Annotated in this window: 9 protein-coding genes; 8 read left to right on the top strand and 1 reads right to left on the bottom strand. The window is 61.1% G+C overall.

What is annotated here, in order from left to right:
• From thrS to Q7T64_RS01600, 8 genes are all read left to right on the top strand, one after another.
• Positions 1-1,130, top strand: a 1,130-nt coding sequence (gene thrS / locus Q7T64_RS01635; protein WP_304790077.1) for a threonine--tRNA ligase, incomplete at its 5' end; no start/stop codon positions are given.
• A gap of 59 nt (positions 1,131-1,189) precedes the next feature.
• Entirely contained in the window at positions 1,190-1,711 is a 522-nt protein-coding gene (gene infC, locus Q7T64_RS01630) for a translation initiation factor IF-3 (RefSeq protein ID WP_304790080.1), read from the top strand.
• Positions 1,712-1,968: 257 nt separating this feature from the next.
• On the top strand, positions 1,969-2,166 hold the full coding sequence (gene rpmI, locus Q7T64_RS01625) for a 50S ribosomal protein L35 (protein ID WP_304790074.1): 198 nt from the start codon (positions 1,969-1,971) through the stop codon (positions 2,164-2,166).
• A gap of 22 nt (positions 2,167-2,188) precedes the next feature.
• Entirely contained in the window at positions 2,189-2,551 is a 363-nt protein-coding gene (gene rplT / locus Q7T64_RS01620) for a 50S ribosomal protein L20 (RefSeq protein WP_304790070.1), read from the top strand.
• Between the two features lie 124 nt (positions 2,552-2,675).
• On the top strand, positions 2,676-3,692 hold the full coding sequence (gene pheS, locus Q7T64_RS01615; RefSeq protein ID WP_304790067.1) for a phenylalanine--tRNA ligase subunit alpha: 1,017 nt from the start codon (positions 2,676-2,678) through the stop codon (positions 3,690-3,692).
• Positions 3,693-3,768: 76 nt separating this feature from the next.
• Entirely contained in the window at positions 3,769-6,198 is a 2,430-nt protein-coding gene (gene pheT, locus Q7T64_RS01610) for a phenylalanine--tRNA ligase subunit beta (RefSeq protein WP_304790064.1), read from the top strand.
• 17 nt (positions 6,199-6,215) lie between these two features.
• Positions 6,216-6,629 carry an integration host factor subunit alpha gene (locus tag Q7T64_RS01605; protein ID WP_304790061.1) on the top strand — a complete coding sequence of 138 codons (414 nt, stop codon included), beginning with the start codon at positions 6,216-6,218 and terminating at the stop codon, positions 6,627-6,629.
• 10 nt (positions 6,630-6,639) lie between these two features.
• Positions 6,640-7,035 (top strand): MerR family transcriptional regulator, encoded by a 396-nt coding sequence (locus Q7T64_RS01600; RefSeq protein WP_304790058.1) that lies wholly within the window; start codon positions 6,640-6,642, stop codon positions 7,033-7,035.
• Positions 7,036-7,060: 25 nt separating this feature from the next.
• On the opposite strand, the gene Q7T64_RS01595 is transcribed toward Q7T64_RS01600, so the two are convergent.
• Positions 7,061-9,671, bottom strand: a 2,611-nt coding sequence (locus Q7T64_RS01595; RefSeq protein WP_304790054.1) for an FAD-binding and (Fe-S)-binding domain-containing protein, incomplete at its 5' end; no start/stop codon positions are given.

Raw genomic sequence — 9,671 nt, 5'->3', positions numbered from 1 at the left:
CGGGCATGGTGTTCTGGCATGCCAACGGCTGGGTCATCTGGCAGGCCATCGAGCAATACATGCGTGGTCTGCTGACCGAAGCCGACTATCGCGAGGTGAAAACGCCGCAGGTGATGGACCGTGTGCTGTGGGAGCGCTCCGGCCACTGGGAGAATTACAAGGAAAACATGTTCACCACCGAATCGGAAAATCGCTCCTATGCGTTAAAGCCGATGAATTGCCCGGGACATGTACAGATCTTCCGCTCCAACATGCACTCGTATCGCGAGTTGCCGCTGCGTTATGGCGAATTTGGCCAGTGCCACCGCAACGAGCCGTCCGGTTCGCTGCACGGGATGATGCGCGTGCGCGGCTTTACCCAGGACGATGGCCATATTTTCTGTACCGAAGACCAGATCCTCGACGAGTGCGTCGCTTTTACCGCGCTGCTGCAAAAGGTCTATCACGACTTCGGTTTTACCGAAGTGATCTACAAGGTCGCGACCCGGCCCGAGAAGCGGGTCGGCTCCGACGATCTGTGGGACAAGGCGGAAACCGCATTGATCGAATCGCTCAAGCGCTCCGGCTGTGACTACACGATCACGCCCGGCGAAGGCGCTTTCTATGGCCCGAAGATCGAATACACACTCAAGGATGCGATTGGCCGCATGTGGCAATGCGGCACGATACAGGTCGATTTTTCAATGCCGTCCCGCCTGGAAGCCGAGTATGTGGCGGAAGACAACAGCCGCCGTACGCCGGTCATGCTGCATCGCGCGATCCTGGGATCATTCGAACGTTTCATCGGCATGTTGATCGAAAACCATGCCGGGGCGCTGCCGCTTTGGCTGGCGCCGCTGCAAGTCGTCGTGCTCAATATCTCGGACGCGCAGGCAGACTATGCGCTGGAGGTTGCACAAGCCCTGAAAAAACAAGGGTTTAGAGTACACGCCGATTTGCGCAACGAGAAAATAACCTATAAAATACGCGAGCATTCCGTCCAGAAGCTGCCTTATATCGTCGTAATCGGCGACAAGGAGCGGGACGGGAACACGGTGGCCGTGCGTGCACGGGGCAATGTCGATCTTGGCGTCATGCCAATCGGGCAACTGGTTGAGCGGCTTCAGAATGAAGTCGACACCAGGGGCTAAGACATCAGTCCTTCGTGCGGGAGCACGGCCTAATTATTTGATATTAAAAGGAAACGACAATAGCTACTGACAAATCGCATCGGATCAATGGTGAGATCACAGCGCCGCAACTGCGCCTCTCCTCGGTGACAAACGAACCTTTGGGCATCGTCAGCCTGGCAGATGCATTCCGCCTGGCTGAAGAAGCGAACGTGGACTTGGTCGAGATTGCGCCAACTGCGCAACCGCCGGTCGCCCGCTTGATGGACTATGGCAAGTTCAAATACCAGGAGCAGAAGAAGGCGCACGAAGCCAAGCTCAAGCAGAAAGTCATTTTGGTGAAGGAAGTCAAATTTCGTCCCGGTACGGACGATGGTGACTACAACATCAAGCTGCGCAACCTGATCAAGTTCCTCGACGAGGGTGACAAGACCAAGATCACACTGCGTTTCCGCGGCCGCGAGATGGCGCACCAGGAAATCGGCATGCGTGTGTTGGAGCGATTGCGTACCGACCTTGATCCCTACGGCCAGGTCGAGCAGTTTCCCAAGATGGAAGGCCGCCAGATGGTGATGGTGCTGGCGCCCAAGAAAAAGAAGTAACAGGCAGCGCTGCGCAGGTGGCAGGCAATTCAGCCATCCGTGCACGATGTCGTTGAACACAGCATTACAGCAGGGTCGGCAGCAGCATCGGCCGGCCCGCTGAAAAAAGACAGTTGCAGCGGCTGAAGTAGCCGCCAGCACTGGCAGCAGCGGGAAACCGCTGCATGACAAGTGAGTGCAGGCATCCAAGTGCAACGATTCGTTGCCACCTGTAATCATATAAAAAACGGAACTGCCTGAAAGGGCAGGTATCAGCCATGCCAAAAATGAAGACCAAAAGCAGCGCCAAAAAGCGCTTCCGCGTTCGTCCGGGCGGAACCATCAAGCGGGGACAGGCATTCAAGCGCCACATCCTCACCAAGAAGACCACCAAGACCAAACGTAATCTGCGTGGATCCGTCAGTGTGCATGACACCAATATGGTGTCGGTGCGCGCAATGATGCCATTCGCCTAACCTCACATAACAAGGAGCTACTATGCCTAGAGTTAAACGTGGGGTAACCGCACGCGCCCGTCACAAGAAAGTCCTCGACCAAGCCAAGGGTTATCGCGGCCGTCGCAGTAAAGTTTACCGGGTCGCCAAACAGGCGGTCATGCGCGCTGGCCAGTATGCCTATCGCGATCGTCGTAACCGCAAGCGTGTGTTCCGTGCACTGTGGATCACGCGTATCAATGCAGCATCGCGTGAACATGGCATGACTTACAGCGTGTTCATGAATGGCCTGAAAAAAGCCTCGATCGAACTCGACCGCAAGGTCCTGGCTGAACTGGCTGTGTCCGACAAGCCGGCGTTCGCCGCGATTGTCAACCAGGTCAAGGCCAATATCGCTGCTGCCTGAGTACGTCGCTCAACAGTGACATGAACGGGGCGAGGGTCTTGACCCTGCGCCCCGTTTTTCATTGGCCGTGGCCCTTTGGCCCGGCCTCAGCCGAACCCGCCGAATCCATCGAACTCGAACCAGCATGAACTCCCTGGAAAATATCGTACAGCAGGCCCGAGAAGATTTTGCCGGCGCGCCCGATCCGGCTGCGCTGGAAAATGCCAAGGCTCGCTACCTGGGCAAGACCGGCCAGATTACCGAACAGATGAAGGGCCTGGGCAAGTTGGCGCCGGATGAGCGCAAGCGCCAGGGCGCACTGATCAACGCCGCCAAGGAACAGATCGAATCAGCCCTGAATGCCGCGCGCGACGCCCTGTCCGACGCGCAGATGCAGGCGCGCCTGAGCGCCGAGGCAATCGACGTCACCTTGCCTGGCCGCGGACGCGGCGTCGGCGGCATCCATCCGGTGATGCGCTCGTGGCAGCGGGTCGAGCAGATTTTCGGCTCGATCGGCTTTGACGTCGCCGATGGCCCCGAGATTGAAAACGACTGGACCAATTTCACGGCATTGAACAGCCCCGAGAATCATCCGGCGCGCTCGATGCAGGACACTTTTTACATTGCCGACAACGATACCCTCGGCAAGCCGCTGCTGCTGCGTACCCATACCAGCCCGATGCAGGTGCGCTATGCGCGCATGCACCAGCCGCCGATCAAGGTCATCGCACCGGGCCGCACATATCGCGTCGACAGCGATGCCACCCATTCGCCGATGTTCCATCAGGTAGAAGGGCTCTGGATCGACGAGAACATCAGTTTTGCCGACCTGAAAGGCGTGTACCTGAATTTCGTGCGGGCGTTCTTCGAAACGGACGATCTGCAAGTGCGTTTCCGGCCCTCGTATTTCCCGTTCACCGAGCCCTCCGCAGAGATCGACATTGCGTTTGGCAGCGGCCCGCTGAAGGGGCGCTGGCTGGAAGTCTCGGGCGCCGGACAAGTGCATCCGACCGTGATTCGGAACATGGGCCTGGATCCCGAGCGCTACATCGGCTTTGCGTTCGGCTCCGGGCTGGAGCGCCTGACGATGCTGCGCTATGGCATCAATGACCTGCGCCTGTTTTACGAAGGCGACCTGCGCTTCCTGAAGCAATTCAACTGAACTGACCGGCAGCGAGCGCCGCCAGGCCAGATGCCCTGGCGGCGCGTCACAGCCCAACAAGCATTGAGCGACAACTATGCAATTTTCTGAAAGCTGGCTGCGTACGATGGCCAATCCGGAGATGACTTCGGAAGCGCTGTCCCATTTGTTGACCATGTCCGGCCTCGAGGTGGAGGAGGTGGAGCCGGTCGCGCCGCCGTTCACCCATGTGGTGGTGGCGCGCGTGGTCGAGGTGGCCCGCCACCCGAATGCCGACCGTCTGAATGTGTGCCAGGTCGATGTCGGCACCGGGACCCTGCTTGCCATCGTTTGCGGCGCGCCCAATGTCGCGCCCGGCATGAAAGTCCCGTGCGCCTTGCCTGGCGCGATCCTGCCGCCTGGCGATGACGGCAAACCCTTCGAGATCCGGATCGGCATGTTGCGCGGTGTGGAGTCGCACGGCATGCTTTGCTCGGCGCGCGAATTGAAACTGTCGGACGATCACGGCGGCTTGCTGGCGCTGCCGGATGACGCACCGGTTGGCCAGGACTTCCGCGACTACTACCAGCTCGACGACCGCAAGTTCACCATCAAGCTCACGCCCAACAAGGCCGACTGCCTGTCGGTGCTGGGCGTGGCGCGCGAGGTTTCCGCGCTGACCGGTGTGGCATTGAACCAGCCAGCCTGCGCGCCGGTGGCGACCAATAGCGACGAGAAGCTGGCGGTGGCGATCAAGGCGCCGGACTTGTGCGGCCGGTTTTCCGGTCGCGTCATCCGCGGCCTTGACGCGCGGGCGGCAACGCCGGCCTGGATGAAGCAGCGGCTGGAGCGCAGCGGCCAGCGTTCGATTTCCGCGCTGGTCGACATCTCGAACTATGTGATGCTGGAACTGGGTCGGCCGACCCACGTGTTTGACCTCGACAAGATCCATGGCGGCTTGGAAGTGCGCTGGGGACGCAAGGGCGAGAGCCTGAAACTGTTGAACGGCACCACCGTCGAACTCGATGACTGGGTCGGTGTGATCGCCGATGAAAGCCAGGTTGAATCGCTGGCCGGCATCATGGGCGGCGACGCCACTGCGGTTTCGCTCGATACGCAAAACATTTACCTCGAGGCAGCCTTCTGGTGGCCGCAAGCCTTGCAGGGCAGGGCCCGCCGCTACAATTTTTCGACCGATGCCGCGCACCGTTTTGAACGCGGCGTCGACTATGGCACCACCGTCCTGCATATCGAGCGCATCACGGCATTGATCGTCGATATCTGCGGCAAGCCCGGCCAGACTGTCGTGGGCCCGGTGGACGACCAGGTCGTCAACCTGCCACAGCGCAAGCCGGTCACCTTGCGTTCTGCGCGCGCCGTCAAAGTGATCGGTGTGCCGCTCACCGATGACCAGATCGCCGATATCTTCACGCGGCTGCGCCTGCCTTTCGAGCGCAAGCCCGGCGAATTTTCAGTGACCCCGCCGTCCTACCGTTTCGATATCGAGATCGAGGAAGACCTGATCGAGGAAGTCGCCCGCGTCTACGGCTTCGAGAACATACCTGCGTTGCCACCGGTTGCTGCCAGCCCGATGCACATCGCCCCGGAGAACCAGCGCTCGCTGTTCACGCTGCGGCGGCAGCTGGCCGACCTGGACTACCAGGAAGTGGTGAACTTCAGCTTCGTTGACGAAGCATGGGAACGCGATTTCGCCGGCAATGCGAATCCGATCCGCTTGCAGAACCCGATCGCCAGCCAGATGAGCGTGATGCGCTCGAACCTGGTGGGCAGCCTGCTGGCCAACGTGAAGTACAACCTGAACCGCAAGACCAGCCGTATCCGGGCCTTTGAAATCGCCGCAGTGTATTTGCGCGACGAAGCGGGCCCGGATGGTCCGCTGTCAGTGGCCGGCTTCCGCCAGCCCAAGCGCATCGGCGCCGTGGCGTATGGTCCGGTGGCGGAAGAGCAATGGGGCCAGCCGGTTCGCAATGCCGACTACTACGACCTGAAAGCCGACCTCGAAGCATTGTTTGCGCCGCGCGTGTTGCATTTCCGCCCCTGCCAGCATCCGGCCCTGCATCCGGGACGCTCGGCACAGGTCCTGCTCGACGGCAATGAGATTGGCTTCATCGGCGAATTGCATCCCCGCTGGCAACAGCAGGGCGAGTTGCCATTCGCGCCGGTGTTGTTCGAAGTTGACGCTGCTGCGGCCCAGTTGCGCCCGTTGCCTGCGAACCAGGAAATATCGAAGTTTCCGGTGGTCCTGCGCGACCTGGCGCTGGTTGTCAGGCAACATGTTGCGGCGGGCGATGTGATCGATACGCTGATGGCGGCCAAGGTCGCATCACCAGCTTGCGCGATTTTGCAAGGCCTTGTTTTATTTGATGAATATCGGGGAAAGGGTCTGGAAACCGACGAAAAAAGCCTTGCTTTCCGATTTACTCTGCAAGATACTCAAGCTACCCTGAGCGACACAAAAGTAGACGAAGCAATGGCCACTTTCGTTGCTGCAGTCCAGAACAAGCATGGCGCAAGACTGCGCACATGACCGGCCGGGAAACAGACATGAATGACGTGAACCCTGCCGAACTGCAATCCGTTCTGGCTGCTGACCTTAATCGTGCGATGCTGCAATCGCAGGAGCGCAGCAAGGCCGAGAACGAACTGCCCACGCTGACCAAGGCCGAACTCGCAGAGTTGTTGTTTGAGCAAGTCGGCCTGAACAAGCGCGAAGCCAAGGACATGGTCGAGACTTTTTTCGACGAGATACGCAAGGCGCTCGAATCCGGTGAAGCCGTCAAGCTTTCCGGCTTCGGCAATTTCCAGTTGCGCGACAAGCCGCAACGTCCCGGCCGCAATCCAAAAACCGGCGAAGAGATTCCGATCACTGCTCGACGGGTCGTGACCTTCCACGCCAGTCAGAAGCTCAAGAGCATGGTGGAACAGACCGGGCATCCGTCGGCTGCCCAGGTCGCCTGATTGATCTTCCATGAACGAGCGCGCCATCAGCAAGCCAGAGCCGGTCGTATTGCCGCCCATTCCTGCCAAGCGCTATTTCACGATTGGCGAAGTCAGCGAACTGTGCGGCGTCAAACCGCACGTGCTGCGTTACTGGGAGCAGGAATTTGCCCAGCTAAAGCCGGTCAAGCGGCGCGGTAACCGTCGCTACTACCAGCATCATGAAGTCTTGCTGATCCGCCGCATCCGCGAACTGCTGTACGAGCAGGGCTTCACGATCAGCGGCGCGCGCAACAAGCTTGAAAGCCGCAACGGCCACGACGCGCAGGTGTCGGCAAGCGACGCGCTGGCCTTGCCGCCGCTGGATATCGATACCATCGCGATTCGCAACGAGCTGGAAGATATCCTCGACTTGCTGCGCCGCTAGCGACTTGCGCTGGCGGCCAGCCCGCCTAGCGTAGCGCCAACGCCAGCACCCTTGCCACATGCAGCGCCTCGCGCTGGGCGCCATCGGCAATCTGGTGGCGGCAGCTGGTTCCATCCGCAACGATCAGCGTATCAGCATCTGTCCGGCGTACCGCAGGCAGCAGCGCCAGTTCGGCCATCTGCATCGATACCGCGTAATGTCTTGCCTCGTAGCCGAAGCTTCCGGCCATGCCGCAACAACTCGATTCGACCAGGGACACTTTCAAGTCCGGCACCAGGCCCAGGATTTTTTGAACCGGCGTGAGCGCATCGAAGGCTTTCTGATGGCAGTGTCCATGCAGCAGCGCGTGTTTTTGCGCCAGCGGCTTCAGATCGAGGCTGAGCCGGCCGGCAGTCAGTTCGCGCGCCAGGAATTCTTCAAACAGGAAGGCATGCGCGGCGAGCTTTTCCGCCGCGTCGCCGAGTCCCATCGCCAGGTATTCATCGCGCAGTGTCAGCAGGCAGGACGGCTCCAGCCCCACCACCGGCACACCGCGTTCGAGGTAGGGCGCAAGCGCAGCAATCACCCGGCGCGCTTCGCGTTTGGCTTCGTCCAGCAGTCCGGCGGCGAGATAAGTGCGGCCGCAGCAAAGCGGGCGTGCCGATCCGGCGTCGGCCGCCGGTGCTTTGGCCAGGTGCACCCGATATCCGGCAGCTTGCAGTACACGTTGCGCGGCGTGCAGGTTTTCCGGGTCAAAGTAATTGTTGAACGTGTCGGCCAGCAGCACGACTTCACCCGCCGCCGCCACGGCCGACTCTGCAGTGCCAACGGCATTGCCCAGAAAGGTTTGGGCACGCCATACCGGCAGTGAGCGTCGTGCAGAAAATCCCAGCAGTTTTTCGGATAGCCGGGCCGCACCTGGCAAGGCGTCCCGCAAGTTGAGCAGCCAGTGCAGCCGCGCCGCCCACGGCGCCCACTGCGGCAAGCTCGCCACCAGCTGGTCCGCAAAGCGCAGGCCGTGCTTCTTCTGGCGCTGGTACAGCACTTCTGTTTTCATGCGCGCCATGTCGACCCCGGTCGGACAGTCGCGCTTGCAGCCCTTGCAACTGACGCACAGGTCCAGCGAAGCGGCGACTTCGTCGGAAGCCAGCGTCTCCGCGCCCAGCTGTCCCGACAATGCCAGTCGCAGGGTATTGGCGCGGCCGCGCGTGAGGTGCTGCTCATCCTGCGTGACACGGTAGCTCGGACACATCGTGCCGGCATCGAACTTGCGGCAATGGCCGTTGTTGTTGCACATGTCGATGGCTTTGGCAAAGCCGCCGGCCGGGTCGCCGCCCGCACCTGGCGCGGTGCTCTTTCCGCTGACCGGATCGACCTGGACATTCCATGCGCTCCAGTCGTAGCCGGTTGACAGCGCTTGCGGCCGGTAGCCCGGCTTGTAACGCATCAGCGAACGCTCGTCCATGCGGGTGGTGCGCACGATCTTGCCCGGATTCATCAGGCCATCGGCGTCGAACAAGTCCTTGATCTCTTCGAACGCGTGCGTCAGGCGCTCGCCGAATTGCCAGCCGACCCATTCGCTGCGCACCAGGCCGTCGCCATGCTCGCCGGAAAATGCGCCCTTGAACTGGCGCACCAGCAGCGCCGCTTCTTCGGCGATGGCGCGCATCTTGCCGGCGCCATCGTCGCGCATGTTCAGTATCGGCCGCACATGCAGCGTGCCCACCGATGCGTGCGCATACCAGGTGCCGCGTGTGCCGTGCTTGTGGAACACCTCGGTCAGGCGGCTGGTGTATTCGGCCAGGTGCTCCAGCGGTACCGCGCAGTCTTCGATGAAGGACACCGGCTTGCCGTCGCCACGCATGCTCATCATGATGTTCAGGCCGGCCTTGCGTACTTCCCATAATTGCTTTTGCTGGTTGGCGTCGGTCATTTCGACCACGGACCCGGGCAGGCCGAGCTGCGCCATCAGGTCCACCAGTGCGGCCAGCGAGCGCAGTTGCTCGTCACGATTGTCGCCGGCGAATTCAACCAGCAGGATCGCCTCCGGCGCGCCGATCAGGGCGCCGTCCACCACTGGACGGAATGCCGGGTTGCTGCGCGCCAGGTCGATCATGGTGCGGTCCACCAGTTCAACTGCGGCGGGACCCAGCTTGACGATGTGGCGGGCGCTGTCCATGGCCTGGTAGAAGCTCGGGAAGTTCACCACGCCCAGCGTCTTTTGTGTGGGCAGCGGCGACAGCTTGAGCGTCAGCGCGCGGGTATAGGCCAGGGTGCCTTCGCTGCCGACCAGCAAGTGCGACAGGTTCACACTGCCATCGGCGGTGTAGGGCAGTTCGCTTTGCGGATGAAACACATCGATGTTGTAGCCGCCGACACGGCGCATGACCTTGGGCACCCTGCGTTCGATCTCGTCGCGTTCGCGTTCGCCGATCATGCGCAGGCGGCGTACCAGATCGCCCATGCGGGTGCCCGGCGCATGCAGCGCCAGCATCGCGCTCTCGTCATTGAAGGTGGCTTCGCTGCCGTCAGCAAGGATGGCGTCGATGGCGACCACGTTGTGCACCATGTTGCCGTAGGCGATCGAGCGCGAGCCGCAGGAATTATTCCCGGCCATGCCGCCGAGCGTGCATTGCGCGGCGGTCGATACATCGACC

The sequence above is a fragment of the Lacisediminimonas sp. genome, from assembly GCF_030645335.1.
GTDB lineage: Bacteria > Pseudomonadota > Gammaproteobacteria > Burkholderiales > Burkholderiaceae_D > Lacisediminimonas.
Note: the sequence above shows the minus strand (reverse complement) of the source record. Positions and strands in the feature narration are given on the sequence as shown.